14 protein-coding genes are annotated in these 15,266 nt (G+C 62.5%); 9 read left to right on the top strand and 5 right to left on the bottom strand.

Features of this window, described 5'->3' with window-relative positions; all coding sequences use genetic code 11:
- Positions 1-288 precede the first annotated feature (288 nt).
- Genes JNK99_RS03055 through JNK99_RS03040 form a run of 4 tightly spaced genes read left to right on the top strand, consistent with a single transcriptional unit; the run spans position 289 to position 2,763 of the window.
- Positions 289-816 carry a hemerythrin domain-containing protein gene (locus JNK99_RS03055; protein WP_366518697.1) on the top strand — a complete coding sequence of 176 codons (528 nt, stop codon included), beginning with the start codon at positions 289-291 and terminating at the stop codon, positions 814-816.
- Positions 813-1,049 (top strand): DUF2249 domain-containing protein, encoded by a 237-nt coding sequence (locus JNK99_RS03050; RefSeq protein WP_291848437.1) that lies wholly within the window; start codon positions 813-815, stop codon positions 1,047-1,049. Before JNK99_RS03055 ends, JNK99_RS03050 begins: the two co-directional genes overlap by 4 nt.
- Positions 1,049-2,374, top strand: coding sequence for a hypothetical protein (locus JNK99_RS03045; RefSeq protein ID WP_291848434.1), 1,326 nt, complete (start codon positions 1,049-1,051; stop codon positions 2,372-2,374). The genes JNK99_RS03050 and JNK99_RS03045 overlap by 1 nt, the downstream gene beginning before the upstream one ends.
- Positions 2,371-2,763 carry a SirB2 family protein gene (locus JNK99_RS03040; RefSeq protein ID WP_291848431.1) on the top strand — a complete coding sequence of 131 codons (393 nt, stop codon included), beginning with the start codon at positions 2,371-2,373 and terminating at the stop codon, positions 2,761-2,763. Before JNK99_RS03045 ends, JNK99_RS03040 begins: the two co-directional genes overlap by 4 nt.
- A 23-nt stretch (positions 2,764-2,786) precedes the next feature.
- Here the strand turns inward: JNK99_RS03040 and fnr are convergent, their stop codons facing one another.
- Complete coding sequence (fnr, locus tag JNK99_RS03035) at positions 2,787-3,530, bottom strand: fumarate/nitrate reduction transcriptional regulator Fnr (protein WP_291848428.1); 744 nt, start codon at positions 3,528-3,530, stop codon at positions 2,787-2,789.
- A gap of 98 nt (positions 3,531-3,628) precedes the next feature.
- On the opposite strand from fnr, the gene hemN reads away from it, so the two are divergent.
- The 5 genes from hemN (at position 3,629) to selD (ending at position 9,838) form a co-directional block, all read left to right on the top strand.
- Positions 3,629-5,026, top strand: a complete 1,398-nt coding sequence (gene hemN / locus JNK99_RS03030) for an oxygen-independent coproporphyrinogen III oxidase (RefSeq protein ID WP_291848425.1) — start codon at positions 3,629-3,631, stop codon at positions 5,024-5,026.
- Positions 5,027-5,100: 74 nt separating this feature from the next.
- Positions 5,101-5,781, top strand: coding sequence for a sulfite exporter TauE/SafE family protein (locus JNK99_RS03025; RefSeq protein WP_291848422.1), 681 nt, complete (start codon positions 5,101-5,103; stop codon positions 5,779-5,781).
- A 58-nt stretch (positions 5,782-5,839) separates the two neighbouring features.
- A complete protein-coding gene (locus JNK99_RS03020) occupies positions 5,840-8,278 on the top strand; it encodes a heavy metal translocating P-type ATPase (RefSeq protein ID WP_291848420.1) in 2,439 nt (812 codons plus the stop codon).
- Between the two features lie 50 nt (positions 8,279-8,328).
- Complete coding sequence (locus tag JNK99_RS03015; protein ID WP_291848417.1) at positions 8,329-8,544, top strand: heavy-metal-associated domain-containing protein; 216 nt, start codon at positions 8,329-8,331, stop codon at positions 8,542-8,544.
- A gap of 187 nt (positions 8,545-8,731) precedes the next feature.
- Complete coding sequence (selD, locus tag JNK99_RS03010) at positions 8,732-9,838, top strand: selenide, water dikinase SelD (RefSeq protein WP_291848414.1); 1,107 nt, start codon at positions 8,732-8,734, stop codon at positions 9,836-9,838.
- A gap of 81 nt (positions 9,839-9,919) precedes the next feature.
- Here selD and JNK99_RS03005 read toward each other — a convergent pair whose 3' ends face one another.
- The 4 genes from JNK99_RS03005 to JNK99_RS02990 all read right to left on the bottom strand — a co-directional run.
- Positions 9,920-11,161 carry a DUF1015 family protein gene (locus JNK99_RS03005; RefSeq protein WP_291848411.1) on the bottom strand — a complete coding sequence of 414 codons (1,242 nt, stop codon included), beginning with the start codon at positions 11,159-11,161 and terminating at the stop codon, positions 9,920-9,922.
- Positions 11,162-11,326: 165 nt separating this feature from the next.
- Positions 11,327-12,769, bottom strand: a complete 1,443-nt coding sequence (gene glgA, locus JNK99_RS03000; RefSeq protein ID WP_291848407.1) for a glycogen synthase GlgA — start codon at positions 12,767-12,769, stop codon at positions 11,327-11,329.
- Between the two features lie 21 nt (positions 12,770-12,790).
- Positions 12,791-14,059: a glucose-1-phosphate adenylyltransferase gene (glgC, locus tag JNK99_RS02995; RefSeq protein WP_291848404.1), complete on the bottom strand. Its 1,269-nt coding sequence runs from the start codon at positions 14,057-14,059 to the stop codon at positions 12,791-12,793.
- Between the two features lie 63 nt (positions 14,060-14,122).
- Positions 14,123-15,266 (bottom strand): alpha-D-glucose phosphate-specific phosphoglucomutase (locus JNK99_RS02990; RefSeq protein ID WP_291848403.1); only part of this gene is annotated, 1,144 nt, incomplete at its 5' end.

The following is a 15,266-nucleotide window of genomic DNA, read 5'->3' as shown; positions in this document are numbered from 1 at the left end:
CGGATCGGCCCGCTGTTCACGTTGCACGTTGCCCCCGGATTCCTGAGAATACCCGAAGACCGACGACCGACCAGGCCTCTGCGGTGAATCGACCCACAGGTCGGCGGCTGCCCACGAGCTTCACAGCGTATCATCAACATTCATTTCATGATCCGGGAAGATACAAAGGAAGGACCAGGGCGCTGGGGCGCCTGCGCCAGCACGCAGCGCTTTGGTTCAACAGCCTCCCGCCGCACAATGCGACACTTTGCCCCACCCGTCCGTAAGCTTCACCAACGGGATTTCTTGATGCGGATCAACATTGACAAACACGTGCGGGCCGACAATCACAGCCTTGACCCAGCGAGATTCATCATGACCACCATCACCGATTTCATGTCCAAAGACCATCGCTCCTGCGACGAACTGCTTGTCGCAGTCGAGCACGCCGTGGCCAAACTCTCCTGGGAGCAGGCGCGCCGCGCATTCCTGCCGTTTCGGACCAGCATGCTGCAGCATTTCGCGGCCGAAGAATCGATCCTTTTCCAGGCGTTCGAACGTGGCACCGGCATGTATCGCGGGCCCACGCAGGTGATGCGTGCCGAGCACGCCCAGATGCGGCAACTGCTGGCGGCGGTGGAATCGGCTCTGGCCGAAGAGGAGGCCGACGACTATGCCGGCAACGCCGAAACGCTGTTGATCATGCTGCAGCAGCACAACGTCAAGGAAGAGAACGTCCTCTACCCGATGTGCGACCAGCATCTGGCAGCCCAGGTCGCCGTGCTGCTGTCCGAACTGCAGCAGGAACTCGCGGCCCGACCGGAGGAAGGCGCATGACACGGCAGGCGGCCGACATCGTAGTCGACGCCCGTGGCCTTGAGCCACCCGAACCGATGGTGCGCACCATGGCGGCGCTCGACCAGCTCGGCGAGACCGAAAGGCTTCTGGTCCTCCTGCCGCGCGAGCCCTTTCCACTCTACCGGGCGCTCGAACTCAACGGCTTCCGCTGGCAAACGGAGCGACAGCCTGACGGAACCGTGGAGGTCCTGATCCAGCACCAGCGGCAGTAATGCAGGCTCTGCTGTCCTTCGACCAGGCGCCACCATTCTCGGCGCCCTTCCGCTTTTTCCTCACGGCACCGCTGTTCGCCATGCTCGCCGGTGTGCTGTTGCTGTGGAGCGGGCCGGAACTGCTCGCCTCACGCTGGACACCGGCGGCGCTGGCGGTCACCCATCTGATCACTGTCGGCTTCATGTTGCAGGTCATGCTCGGTGCCATGATCCAGATCCTGCCGGTGGTCGCCGGGGCGAACATGATTCGATCATTGGGTGTGGCAAGATTGGTGCACGCGACGATCGTTCCCGGTGCACTGCTGCTGGCAACCGGCTTGCTGACCTTCGATCCCCTATGGTTCAGGCTGGCAGCGCTGGCTTTGGGATTCGGACTGGCACTTTTTCTCGCCGCAGCCGGCCATGCCCTGCACGGAGTGCCGTCGATCAATCCGACCATCCTGGGCCTCAAGCTGGCGCTGACGGGTCTGATCATTACCGCCGGGCTCGGCATCCTGCTGGCTATCGCGGTAGACGGATCGATCGCTCTGCCGCTGCCGCTCCTGCAACTCACCACCATTCACATCGGCTGGGGTTTCGTTGGCTGGAGCGCCGTCCTGCTCTTTGCCGTCGCTCTGGTTGTCGTGCCGATGTTCCAGATGACCCCGCCCTACCCGCCCCGCTTTGCCAGTATCTTCCCGTGGTCGCTACCGCTTGTCCTGTCCTTCTGGAGTTTGGCCCATGCTGCCGGCTGGCCAGGCCTTGCCGCCCTGCTGACCGCTGTTCTGGTCATGACCGTCGGCGTTTTTGCCGTCCTCACGCTGCATGTGCAGCGGCGCAGCAAACGGGCCCGCTTCGATGCCACACAGCACTACTGGCGAGTGGCCATGCTCTGCGCGCTGGCTGCCTGCGCCTTGTCGCTGGCCGGCACCAGCCTGCCGGCACTGGCCGAGAGTCGGGAGTGGCCACTGCTGTGCGGCGTCCTGGCACTGTTTGGCAGCCTGATGTCGGTGATGATCGGAATGCTCTACAAGATCGTTCCTTTTCTCGTCTGGCTGCACCTACAGAACCTGGGCGGTGGACAGGTTGTCGCACCGACCATGAACAAGGTCATCGCCGCTCAGCAGATCGAACGACAAATGCAGACCCATTTCGCGGCGCTGGCCTTGCTGCTGGCCGCCGTGATCCGGCCCGACTGGTTTGCTCATCTGGCGGGAGTCGCGCTGGTCCTGGCCAACGGCCTGCTGCTGCGCAACCTGCTGGGGGCCGTCGCCTTCTATCAACAGCATCGTCGCCAGATCAAGCTCAAGACTTCCAGCGCCGCCCTCCGACAGGCCGCGCCATGAGCTACCTGATCCTCAAACACCTGCACATCGGCTGCGTCGTGCTCAGCGGCACGGGCTTCCTGCTGCGTGGCCTCCTGATGCTGGCCGATTCGCGCTGGCTGCAACAGCCGATCGTCCGCATCCTGCCGCATGTCGTCGACACTGTCCTGCTGGGCAGCGCGATCGCCATGGCGGTGATCAGCGCCCAGTATCCCTTCAGCACCGACTGGCTGACCGCCAAGCTGCTCGGTCTGCTGATCTATATCGGCTGTGGAAGCATGGCCCTCAAGCGTGCACGCAGCAAGCCGCAGCGGGCTGCCTACTTGGTCGCTGCGCTGCTCGCCTTCGCCTGGATCGTCTCCGTCGCGTTGAACCGCAACCGGCTGGGCTTTCTTGCCAGTCTCGTCTGAAACCCTGGCACGCCTGCCGCTTGCTAGCTGCGCTGGTGCGTCATCAGCTTGCGCAGTCCTGCAGTGTTGAGAATCCGGACTTTTCGCTGGTTTACCGCGAGCAGACCTTCCTCCTGAAAGCGCGAAAAGGCGCGACTGACCGTTTCCAGCTTGAGGCCCAGGTAGCTGCCGATTTCGTCGCGCGACATGCGCAGGTTGAACTCGGCCGGCGAGTAACCCCGGGCCTTGAAGCGCTGCGAGAGATTGAGCAAGAACGCGGCCAGACGCTCTTCCGCACGCATCGTCCCGAGCAGCATCATCACGCCGTGGTCGCGCACGATTTCGCGGCTCATCACCTTGTGGAAATGATGCTGCAGCATATGCACCTGTCGCGACAGGCTCTCCAGATGCGAGAAGGGAATGGCGCAGACTTCGCTGTCCTCCAGGGCGATGGCGTTACAGCTGTGCACCTCGCTACTGATGCCGTCGAGACCGAGCAGTTCGCCGGCCATCTGAAAGCCCGTCACCTGATCACGGCCATCCTCGATCATCACGTCGGTCTTGAAAAAACCGCTGCGCACCGCGTAGATCGACTCGAAGGGCTGCCCCGCTCGATATAGGAAGTCTCCGCGTTTGAGACGCCTGCGCGTCGAAACCAGCTCATCCAGTTTCTTCAGTTCGTCCGGATCGAGACCAATCGGCAAGCACAGCTCGCGCAGATTGCAATTGGAACAGGCGGTCTTGACCACTTCAAAGGCAAGCCTCGCCGTCGCAGCATCGGTGGACATGTCAGCTCACTTTTCGCTTATCCCTGCGTTTGATCCACGTCAACCCCGGTCCTTCCTTGCCGTCCGATAATGCCGACAACCAACATTGCAGTGGGCAGATGAGATCCATCGCTGGCAACCTGATTTTCGATCCACAGATCATCCGCCGCTTCGACGTCAACGGCCCCCGCTACACGTCGTATCCGACAGCGGATCGCTTCGTCGAGGCCTTCGGCTCGGATGCATCCAGACTCTGGCTAGGCAAACGCAATATCGGTGCCGTCAGCCGCCGATTGTCATTGTACTTCCACATTCCATTCTGTAACACCATCTGCTACTACTGCGCCTGCAACAAGATCATCACCAAGGATCACGGTCGTTCCGCCAAGTATCTGAAATACCTGGCCCGCGAACTGGCTCTGCAGAGCAGCTATCTCGATGGTGGAGATCAGGAAGTGGCGCAACTACATTGGGGCGGCGGAACGCCCACTTTCCTGTCGCACGACGAAATGCGCCAGTTGATGGCCGCGACCCGCAGCCATTTCAAACTGATCGAGGGCGGTGAGTATTCCATCGAGGTCGATCCACGCAAGGTCGATCGGACAACCGTCGAATTGCTCGGCGAACTCGGCTTCAATCGCATGAGTATCGGTGTGCAGGACTTCGACGCAAGCGTCCAGCAAGCGGTGAATCGCATCCAGAGCGAGAAGGAAACCTGCGCAGTGATCGAAGGGGCGCGTGCGACCGGCTTCAAGTCGGTCAGCGTCGACCTGATCTACGGTTTGCCGAAGCAGACGGTGGCAGGCTTCGACCGCACGCTGGACCGCGTGATTGACGCCAACCCGGACCGCGTCTCGATCTACAACTACGCCCACCTGCCCAGTCTGTTCAAGCCACAGCGCCGCATTCTCGAATCGGACATGCCCTCCGCCGATGCCCGGTTGCAGATTCTTGCCCTGGCCATCGAACGCATGACCGAAGCCGGCTATGTCTTCATCGGCATGGACCATTTCGCGAAGCCGGATGATGAACTGGCCATTGCGCAAAGGCAGGGTCGTTTGCACCGCAACTTCCAGGGCTATTCGACGCATTCCGACTGCGATCTAATGGCTTTCGGCATCTCGTCGATCAGCAAGGTTGGCCCGACCTATTGCCAGAACGTGAAGACGCTGGACGAATATTATGACCTGCTGGACAGTGCCACCCTGCCGGTCTACCGGGGTATCGAACTCAACGCGGATGATCTCCTGCGCCGCTCGATCATCCAGTCGCTGATGTGCCATTTCGAATTGTCGATCGAGTCGATCGAAATCGCGCATCTGATCGACTTCCGGAAGTATTTCGCCACAGAACTGGAGGAACTCGGCGAGATGGTCGACGCTGGCCTGGTTCGGGTCGACGACAAGTGGATTACCGTCCTGCCACGCGGCCGCATGCTGGTGCGTGCGATATCGATGGTTTTTGACAAGTACCTGCGTGCCGACCGGCAGCGCACCCGCTACTCGAAAGTGATCTGAGACCGGACAACCGTGTCCGGGTGCGGAAGGAGTAGAATCGGCGCTCCCTCTCCCGATGCTGCTGCCTGTTGCCCATGCCCGAATCGAGTTTTCTCGCCCTGTTGCTGGTCGGACTGCTTGGCGGCACCCATTGTATCGGCATGTGCGGCGGCATTGTCGGCGCTCTGTCGATGGGCACCCCACCACGCCTGAACCTGCTGCTGGCCTACAACAGCGGGCGGATCCTCAGTTACGGGATGGCCGGCGCCATCGCCGGCGCGGTGGGTGAGGCAGGCATCGCGTTGGCCGGACAGCTACCCCTGCGCAGCCTCCTCTACCTGCTGGCCAACCTGATGCTGATCGCCTTGGGTCTGTACCTGATGGGCCTCACTGGTGCGCTGGCCTTCACCGAGCGCCTTGGCCAGAAACTTTGGCGACATCTGCAACCACTGACCCGGCGCTACCTCCCGGCACGCACCGCGCTACAGGCTTTTCCGCTCGGTCTGCTGTGGGGCTGGCTCCCTTGCGGTCTGGTCTACAGCGCGCTGGTGACGGCGCTGAGCAGTGGCTCAGCCTGGCAGGGTGCCGGCCTGATGTTGGCTTTCGGTCTGGGCACCTTGCCCAACCTGCTGCTCGCCGGCTTCCTTGCCGCCCGCCTGCGCGCCCATGCCGGCCGTGCCTCGACCCGTCTGGCCGGTGGTCTGGTCGTCCTCGGTTTTGGCGTCTGGGGACTGCTTGGCCTGCCGGGCCTGCTGCGCCAGGTTCATTCCATCTAGCCATGTGGCCGGCGAATCAGGCAGCAGGCCCAGCGTGCGGATAGGCACCTCAAGCGCGATGAGCGACCCGCCGGGAAGACTGACGAGACTTGATCTGCCGATCAGCGGGATGAGTTGTGCCGCCTGTGCGACACGCCTCGAAAAGGTGCTGAATCGCTTGCCAGGAGTGACGGCCAGTGTCAATCTGGCGACCGAGCATGCCCTGGTCGAACTCTCGACACCAGTAACGACGGCCGTGCAGGTGCTTGCCGCCATCGAGAAGGCCGGCTTCCACGTACCACCGCGCCACCTGGAACTGACGATCGCCGGCATGAGCTGCGCCGCCTGCTCGACGCGTATCGAGAAGCTGCTCAACCGCGCCCCCGGCGTCGAGGCAGTGGTCAACCTGGCAACCGAGCGAGCCACCGTGCGCTATTTGCCGGGAATCGTTGCGCCAGCAGATCTGGTCGCCACCATCGAACATGCCGGGTTCAGCGCTCACCTAGCCGATGACTGCACGCGCGACGCCGAGCGGGCGGCAAGGATCGCCAGTCAGCAGGCCGAATTGCAGCACTTCTGGATCGCCGCCGCGCTGACCTTACCACTGGCCGCTCAGATGCTGACCATGTTCGATGTCGGCGTCAGCCATCACCAGGACCTCCTTCCTCGCTGGCTCCAGCTCTTCCTGGCAACCCCCGTGCAGTTCTGGTTCGGTTGGCGTTTTTACGAAGGAACCTGGAAATCCCTGCGCGGCGGCGGTGCCAACATGGACGTGCTGGTCGCCCTCGGCACGACGATGGCCTACACCTTCAGTCTGTTCGTCACCGTGTCGGGGGCGGCCCATCTGCATGTCTACTTCGAGGCATCGGCCGCCGTGATCACCCTCGTGCTGCTCGGCAAGCTGCTCGAGGCACGCGCCAAGGCGAAGGCCAGTGAAGCAATCGAGGCGCTCGTCCGTCTGCAACCGAGGACGGCGCGCGTTGAACGCGACGGCACGCTGATCGAACTCGATACCAGCCTGCTGGTGCCGGGCGATATCTTCATCGTCCGCCCGGGCGAGAGCGTACCGGTCGACGGTGAAGTGATCGATGGTTCGTCCAGCGTTGGCGAGGCCCTGCTCACCGGCGAAAGCATGCCCGTCACCAAGCAACGGGGGGAGCGGGTGTTCGCCGCGACCATCAACGGCGAAGGCATGCTGCGCTGTCGCGCCACCGGGGTCGGCGAGCACACCTTACTGGCCGGGATCATCCGCATGGTTGCCACAGCGCAAGGTTCGAAAGCTCCGGTGCAACGCCTGGCCGATCGCATTTCGGCAGTCTTCGTGCCGATTGTCTGCCTCGTCGCACTCGGTACCCTGCTCGCCTGGTGGCTGCATGGCGGAGTGTTCAGCACCGCATTGGTCAATGCAGTGGCCGTGCTGGTGATTGCCTGTCCCTGTGCTTTGGGACTGGCGACGCCGACGGCCATCATGGTCGCCAGCGGAGAGGGTGCCAAAGCCGGCATCCTGATCAAGAATGCCGAGGCCCTGCAACGTGCGGAGAGGATCAACGTTCTGGCAGTGGACAAGACCGGAACTCTGACGCGTGGCGAGCCGGAACTGACCGATCTGCTGCCCCTGGCCACGCCAGCCGACGAAGCGTTGATCCTCGCTGCTGGCCTCGAACAGGGATCCGAGCATCCGTTGGCACGCGCCATCCTGCAGCATGCCCAGGCCACCGGCATGATCCTGCCGGCACTGGAAGATTTTCGTGCCATCCCCGGTCGAGGTGTCGAGGGCCGGGTTGCCGGCCGTTGGCTGCGCCTGGGTGCACCGAATGAGTTTTCGCACCTTGCCCTGCCGAATGAACTGATCGAAAGTCTGCAAAACGCCGGCAAGACCGTGGTGATTCTCGCCGAAGGCGACCCATCCAAGGTCGCCGACGACGACACCAACCTGCGGTCCGGCGGGGTAGTGCTGGCTCTCCTGGCAATCACCGACCCGTTGCGCGAAAGTTCGCCGGCAGCAATTTCAAGACTCAAGGCACTGGGCGTCAGGATGGTGATGCTGACCGGCGATCACGCGGCCACCGCGGCAGCGATTGCCGATGCAGCCGGAATCGACGATTTCCGCGCCGGCATCCTTCCAGGAGACAAGGCAGCGGCGGTCAATGCACTGAAGAACAGTGGCGCCGTGGTGGCCATGGTCGGTGATGGCATCAACGATGCGCCAGCCTTGGCGGCTGCCGATGTCAGCTTCGCCGTGGGCGCCGGCTCGGATGCCGCGATCGAGGCGGCAGACGTGGCGCTGGTGCGCAGCGATCTGCATGGGATCGCCGATGCCATCCTGCTTTCACGTGCCACCCTGCGAAAAATCAGGCAGAATCTGTTCTGCGCCTTCATCTACAACGTTCTGGGCATCCCCTTGGCGGCGCTGGGCATGCTCAACCCGGTGATCGCTGGCGCAGCAATGGCCCTGAGTTCGGTGTCGGTGGTGTCGAACTCGCTGCTTCTCAAGCGCTGGCAGCCGGGTAAACTCTAGGGCAAGAACCGCCGGCGAACAACCCGCGCCGCACATGATTGGAACAGAGTATGGACAGGGTCGTGATCAATGTCACCGGTATGAGTTGCGAGCGCTGCCTGAAGAGCGTCAGCGACGCTCTCGGTAGACTACCCGGCGTCGTACAGGTCGAGGTTTCGCTGGCTGCAGGACAGGCCGTCGTCACCTGCGATCCCTTGCTGGTACGCCCCGCCGAGTTGTCGGATGCGATCGAGGAGGCAGGGTTCGATGCGCAGACTTCCGCTTGAAGCCCGCGGCAACCCTCGCCCATCAGTCCCGACCAGGAGTGAGTGCTGTTATCTTGCCCACAACGCCAGTTGATGCAAGTCATCACCGTTTGCCTCACCCTCTGCCTCTCGCCCACCGGCGAGCGAGGGGAGACTCGTGAGTCGCTAGCGCGACTGTTACGCTAACCCTGCTGAGCCAGGAGACAATATGCCGAGAAGAAAAACAAGAACCGTCGAGCCTCCCGCTCCCGAAATCGCCAGCGAGGAACCCCTCCGGCTGACCCAGTTCTCACACGGCGGTGGTTGCGGCTGCAAGATTGCCCCTGCCGTGCTCGAACAGATCCTCGCCAAGACCGCGCCGGTGCTGGCACCACGCCAGTTGCTGGTGGGCATCGAGACCAGCGACGATGCCGCAGTCTACCAGCTCAACGAGGAGCAGGCGCTGGTTGCAACCACCGATTTCTTCATGCCCATCGTCGACGACCCGTTCGATTTCGGCTGCATCGCGGCGACCAACGCGCTGTCCGATGTTTATGCGATGGGCGGTGTACCGCTGCTGGCCTTGGCGGTGGTCGGCATGCCGGTCAATAAGCTGCCCCTGGCGACGATCAAGCGCATCCTTGACGGCGGCGAGTCGGTCTGTAGCCGGGCACTGATTCCGATTGCCGGGGGACACACCATCGACTCGGTGGAACCCATCTACGGTCTCGTCGCCATTGGTCTGGTGCATCCGGACCATCTCAAGCGTAATTCCGGTGCGCGACCCGGCGACAAACTGATTCTCGGCAAGGGGCTGGGGGTCGGCTTTTTCAGCGCTGCACTGAAGAAAGGGCTGCTCTCCGGCGTATCGTACAGCGCGATGATCACTTCGACGACGCAGCTCAATACTCCGGGTCGGGCGCTTGGCTGCCTGGCCGGTGTACACGCGATGACCGATGTCACCGGTTTCGGTCTGCTCGGTCATCTGGTAGTAATCTGCAAGGCTTCGGGTGTTTCGGCGGTCATCGATTACACCGCCGTCCCGGTATTGACCAATGCAATGGATTACGCTGCCAAAGGCTGCATCACGGGCGCATCCGAACGCAACTGGGCGAGTTATGGCGAATACGTGAGCCTGCAGAAGAAGCAGCTTGGCGACCTTGAACGTGCACTGCTGACCGACCCGCAGACCAGTGGTGGTCTCCTTGTTTCCTGCGCACCGGAAGTCGTCACCGAAGTTCTGGCGATCTTCCTGCAGGAAGGCTTCGACCACGCGACGGTGATCGGTGAAGTTGGCGAAGGGAAGGCACAGGTCTCGGTGATCAGGAGCCACTGAGCAACGGCCGGGAGGACGCCGTGCCCGGTTGTCGGCTGCCCCGTATCTCTTCAAGGTTGAACGGCAGGCGGCCTGCCCCACTCAATCGAGGAGCAGCGAAACGAGGCCGTCAGCCAGCTTCGGTTCAAACCAGGTTGACTTCGGTGGCATGATGTGCCCGGCATCGGCGACCGCCATCAAGTCTGCCATCTGCGTCGGATACATGGCAAACGCGACCGCCATTTCACCGCTGTTCACCCGCCGTTCGAGTTCCCCGAGGCCACGCATGCCCCCGACAAAATCAATGCGCGTGTCGCGACGAAGGTCGGTGACATCCAGGACCGGAGCGAGCAGCTGTTCGGTCAGCACCGAGACGTCGAGCCTGCGCACCGGGTCGGACAAGGGCACCAGCCCTGGCCGGATCTCGATCCGGTACCACTGACCGCTCAGATACATTCCGCACACGCCGCTGCGCTCCGGTCTGACCGCCTCCCCCGCCGCGCTGACGAGGTAGCGCTGCTCAAGCGCAGCGAGAAACTCGCCTTCGCTCAGCCCGTTCAAATCTCGCAATACCCGATTGTAATCCATGATCAGCATCTGGGCTGCCGGAAAGATCACCGAGAGAAAGGACTGACCGTCGTCGGCGCCACCCGGCTGCCGACGGCGACCGGCCGCGACACGCGAGGCGGCAGCCGAACGATGGTGACCGTCGGCGATATAAAGGGCCGGCATGGCAGCAAATACGTCGCTGATCTGCGCCATCAAGGCAGCGTCCTCGATCATCCACAGGGTGTGTCGGATACCGTCGCTGGCCGACACATCGGCAATTGGAGCACCATCGGCGGCGCTGGCGATCAGGCGCTCGGCTTCCGGATCGTCGGGATGTACCAGCAACACCGGTCCGGTCTGAGCATTCAATGCCTCGATCTGGCGTACCCGGTCATCTTCCTTGTCGGGCCGAGTGAACTCGTGCTTGCGGATGCGGTTACTGTCGTAAGCGGCGATAGCCGCAGCAGCCACCAGCCCGGTCTGGGTGTGCTCGCCCATGACCAGTCGATAGACATAGTAGCACACCCGAGGATCCCGGCAGAGCACCCCCTGTTCGATCAGTCGTCGGAAGTTGTCGGCCGACCTGGCGTACACTTCGGGCGCGTAGTGGTCGACTTCCGGCGGCAGGTCGATCTCGGCCTTGGAGACATGCAGGAAGGACAGCGGCCTGCCACTCGCGGCCTGACGCGCTTCTTCGCTGGACAGGACATCGTAAGGGGGTGCCACAACGGCTGCGGCGTCTGCACTGCGCGGCCGCAGACCGGCGAACGGTCGAATCAGGCAAGAATCAGTCATTAGGTAGGGTCTCCTGCTTGGGCGCGTTTCTGGAAGGAAGGACATCCCCCGCCATGTGCGAGCGACAGGCCCGGGGCTCCTGTCGTTCGCGCTGGAAAGTCTCGCGCATGCGCACCGAACTGCCTACGCCGCGGCTCACTGGCCACCGACGGGAAGCCGCGCCGGTCAGATGCTTCGGTACAAGGCCTCATAGCGCAGTGCTGAATCGGCCCAGGAGAAATCCTGCGCCATCCCTCGGCGCTGCAACTGGACCCAGGCGGGCGTATCACGCCAGAGCGCCACAGCGTCACCGATTCGACCAGCCAACGCCCGACTGCTGGCATCGTCGAAAACGAAACCATTGGCGGTGCCTGCCGCCAGGTTGTCGGGCGTTGCGTCGATCACCGTGTCGGCCAGTCCACCGACCCTTCGCACCAATGGCACGGTACCGTAGCGCAGCGCGTAGAGCTGGGTCAGCCCACAAGGCTCGAAACGCGAAGGGACGAGCAGGATGTCGGCACCGGCGATCATGCGGTGCGACAAGGCGTCATCAAAACCGAGGTACACCGAAACGGCGTCAGGATGAGCACTGGCAGCGGCACGAAATGCGGCCTCAATATCCGCTTCGCCACTGCCGATGACCATCAGTTGCGCCCCGGCGGCAAGCAGATCCGGTAACGCGCCGAGGACGAGATCCATCCCCTTTTGCGCGGTGAGTCGGCTGACCACGGCGACCAGCGGAGCCTTGGCACGCAACGCAAATCCCATCTCCGACTGGAGCTTCAGCTTGCAGACCTTCTTGCCGCGCAGCTTGTCGGTCGTGTAGTTCCTGGCCAGTGCCGGATCACGCGCCGGATCCCACACTGAATAGTCAACCCCGTTGAGAATCCCGGACAGGTTCCCGCCGCGGTCACGCAGCAGTCCGTCGAGACCCCAGCCGAATTCGGGCGTGCATATCTCGCGCGCATAGGTCGGACTGACCGCGTTGACCCGCTTCGAATGGTAGAGAGCTGCCTTCATGAAGGATAACTGCCCATGAAACTCGAGCGCACTCTGGTCTGCTCCTGAAATCATCAGGCCGAGGTCGGTGTGGTGATCAAGCGGAAATAGCCCGCGGAAAGCAAGATTGTGAATCGTAAACACCGTTGCCGTGTTCAACGCCGGATTCTGCGCAATGTAGGCCGGCGCCAGTCCGGCGTGCCAATCATGCGCATGCACCACATCCGGCTGCCAGTTTCGATCAAGCTCCCCTGCTGCCAGATGCGCTGCGACCCAGCCGAGCAGGGCATAACGTCGATGGTTGTCGGTCCAGTCGCGGCCGTCCGGGCCAAGATAGGGATTACCGTCACGTCGATAAAGGAAGGGCGCGTCAATGACGTAAGCCAGCAGCCCACTATCCGGCAAGCGACCGACACGCAGCGTGATCACCGCTGCGCCAAAGGCCGGCCCGAAGCGGCTGACCCGCTTGAGCTCGGTAACCCTGTTGAGAATCGCCGGCATCCCTGGCAGCAGCACGCGGACATCGAGGCCGCGCGCGGCGAGTGCGGCCGGCAGCGCCGCTACGACATCGGCCAGACCGCCGGTCTTGACCAGCGGATAGATTTCGGCAGCGACATGCAGGACGCGCAAGACTTTCTTCTCCGCAACGCGTCAGACCAGCCGCTCGAGCATCTTGCGTGTCACCAGCGTCACGCCGTTCTCGGTATGTCGGAAACGACGGGCATCGTCTTCCGGATACTCACCGATGACCATTCCTGCGGGGATCTGGCAGCCGGCGTCAACCACACAGCGGCTCAATCTCGCACGATTGCCGACAGTGGTGTCGGGGAGCATCACAGAGAGATTGACGCGTGCATAGGAATGCACACGGCAGTTGGAGAAGAGCATCGACCGATTGACTTCGCCGGAAACGATGCAACCGCTGGAAACCGAGGACTCGATCGCGTTGCCCCGACGGTCCATGTGGTTGTGCACGAATTTCGCCGGCGGTAACTGTTGCTGATAGGTCCACACCGGCCAATTGCGGTCGTACAGGTTGAGCGCCGGCACCGTTGCCGTCAGATCGATGTTGGCATCCCAGTAGGCATCGATCGTCCCGACATCACGCCAGTAATGCTCCTTGCGCTCCTCGTCCGGCGCGATGACGCAACTGCGCGAGAACGGATGGGCGGCGGCAACCCGGTTGGCCACGGCGCGTGGAATGATATCCTTGCCGAAGTCATGGCTCGAAGAAGGATCGACGATGTCACGCGCCAGTTCGGAGTACAGGTACTTGGCGTTGAAAACGTAGACGCCCATGCTGCACAGCGACATGCCCGGATTGCCCGGCATGCTCGGCGGATCGGCCGGTTTCTCCACGAAATCAGTGATCAGACCGTTTTCATCGACCGCCATCACGCCGAAACCGGTGGCCTCGTTGCGGGGTACCTCGATGCAGGCGATCGTGCATTCGGCCCCACTCTCGACGTGGTCGACCAGCATCATCGCGTAGTTCATTTTGTATACATGGTCACCGGCAAGGATCACCACGAACTCCGGCGAGGGCCGGTAGGTCTCGAGGATGTCGATATTTTGGTAGACCGCGTCGGCGGTGCCCCGATACCAGGACTCCTCGTCGACTCGCTGCTGTGCCGGCAGCAGGTCAACGAATTCGTTGACTTCGCCATGCAGGAAGTTCCAGCCGCGCTGCAGATGGCGCAGGAGACTATGCGACTTGTACTGCGTGACCACCCCGATACGCCGAAACTGCGAGTTGACGCAATTCGACAGGGCGAAATCAATGATCCGAAACTTGCCACCGAAGTGCACCGCCGGCTTCGCCCGGCGATCCGTCAGTTCATGCAGCCGGCTGCCGCGTCCGCCGGCCAGAACAAGGGCGATTCCCTTGCGCGGCAATTGGAAGGTTCTCCTGTCAACCATCTTCTTATCCCCAATCTAGCTTGCTTCATCCCATCTGGCAAGGCCACCAGATATCACTCTTGATTAACTGATCACGCTCGGGATTTTTCTGCCGGTGATCGCGCCGATCTGCGCAACCCCGTCGGCCAGCCGGATCAGCGGCGCCAGCGCCTGTTGCGTGGGAACTTCGTGCTGGCTGGAATCGGCGACAAATCGCTCGAGATAGACGCGCAACGTTGCCCCCTCGGTACCGGTACCCGACAATCGGAAAACGACCCGTGACCCGTCTTCGAGCATGACACGAATGCCCTGACGTTCAGAGCGTGAGCCATCGACCGGATCGGTATAGGAAAAATCATCGGCCGCCGCAATGCGCAGACCGCAACGTTCGGAACCAGCCAGCTGCGGCAGGCAAGCACGCAGTTCATTCATCAGGCGATCCCCATGCGCCGTCTCGATGGCCTCATAATCATGACGGGAGTAGACATTGCGTCCAAACCGCTGCCAATGCTCGCGTACGATCTTGTCGGCCGACATGCCTCGTTCCGCCAGGATGTTGAGCCAGTAGAGGACTGCCCACAGGCCATCCTTCTCGCGCACGTGATTCGAACCGGTCCCGGCGCTCTCCTCGCCGCACAGGGTGGCCTTGCCCGCATCGAGCAGGGAACCGAAGTACTTCCAGCCGGTTGGCGTTTCGTAACACGGAACCCCTAGGGCGCTGGCAACCCGGTCCACGGCGCAGCTGGTCGGCATCGAACGGGCGACACCAGCGAGGCCACCGGCGTAGGCCGGCACCAGCGCGTGGTTGGCGGCGAGTATGGCGAGACTGTCACTCGGACTGACCACGAAATTCGGGCCGACAATCATGTTCCGATCGCCATCCCCGTCCGAAGCCGCCCCGAACGAAAGACCGGAGCTGCGGTCGGCGAGTGCCGAAACGAGGTCGGCGGCCCAGACCGGGTTGGGGTCGGGATGGCCACCCGCGAAATCTGGCAAGGGAGTTCCGTTGACCACCGTGCCCGCCGGGGCGCCCAGACGACGCTCGAGGATGGCTTTTGCGTACGGCCCGGTCACCGCGTGCATGGCGTCGAAGCGCATGCGGAAATCCGGACGCGCGAGCAATGTGGCAATGCGATCGAAATCGAACAGCGACTCGAGCAGTTCGGCATAGTCGGCAACCGGATCGATGACGCTGACCAGCATCTCGCCGATACGGGACTCGCCAATC

This window comes from Accumulibacter sp., from assembly GCF_016789985.1.
Classification (GTDB): domain Bacteria; phylum Pseudomonadota; class Gammaproteobacteria; order Burkholderiales; family Rhodocyclaceae; genus Accumulibacter.
This window is presented reverse-complemented; position numbering and strand designations above follow the sequence as displayed.